Below are 802 nucleotides of genomic sequence, written 5' to 3'. Positions count from 1 at the left end.
CTCAGGATGACGACTGAGATGGATGATTCAATTTACATACTAACCAAGGAGTTCCCTTACCCTGCGGCGGCGCCATAACATCTCCATTTGTATCGACGAGCCGGAGGGCAAGGGACAGGGATTGGGTTTTGTTGATACGGGCAACCACGCCTGCCTCGCCCATCCATCAGACGGCTCTTGGTAAGGTTAAATTACCCGGCCTTTAGGTCAGCCGTCGGGTGGGGTTGTGGATTCGGGCTATGCAAGATCCTTCAAGTGTTCAGGATGACGACTTAAGGTGGGGTGTTCAATATTCAATATCCAACACGGAATGATGAATATCCAAGGGGGAGAAAACAAAGGTGAGGGTGGGTGGCAAAAGCAACATAACCAAGCCATGGCAACCTCTCACACCCTCCGCCCGACTTCGCATTCGCTCAGTCCGGCACCTCCCTCAAGGGAGGACTTTGCGGGTGATTTTTAGTACCGAGTCCTTATAAACTACCTGTTGAATGGAGCCTCAATAAAATTCTCCCCTTGCGCTGGTGTCCCGACCATCGGGGAGGGGAGTTCAATCCAAAAAGCTGTTCCTTTTTGGATTTCGTGGGGTGTGCGGATACGGGCAACCAAGCCTTATTCCATCCATCAGACGGCTCTGAGCAAGATTGGATTGCCCGGCCTTTAGGTCAGCCGTGGATGGGGTTGTGGATTCAGGCTATGCAAGATCCTTCAAGTGTTCAGGATGACGACCTAAGGTGGGGTGTTCAATATTCAATATCCAACACGGAATAATGAATATCCATGGGGGTTATCTATCCGTGTG

General features: G+C 50.9%; 1 protein-coding gene. It reads left to right on the top strand.

Going from position 1 to position 802, the window contains the following annotated elements; translation table 11 throughout:
- The first annotated feature begins 516 nt into the window (after positions 1 to 516).
- Positions 517 to 771, top strand: coding sequence for a hypothetical protein (locus tag ACFSVN_RS11005; protein ID WP_390302472.1), 255 nt, complete (start codon positions 517 to 519; stop codon positions 769 to 771).
- Positions 772 to 802: the final 31 nt, after the last annotated feature.

Origin of the sequence: Gracilimonas halophila (assembly GCF_042684365.1) — a bacterium.
GTDB classification, from domain to species: domain Bacteria; phylum Bacteroidota; class Rhodothermia; order Balneolales; family Balneolaceae; genus Gracilimonas; species Gracilimonas halophila.
This window is presented reverse-complemented; position numbering and strand designations above follow the sequence as displayed.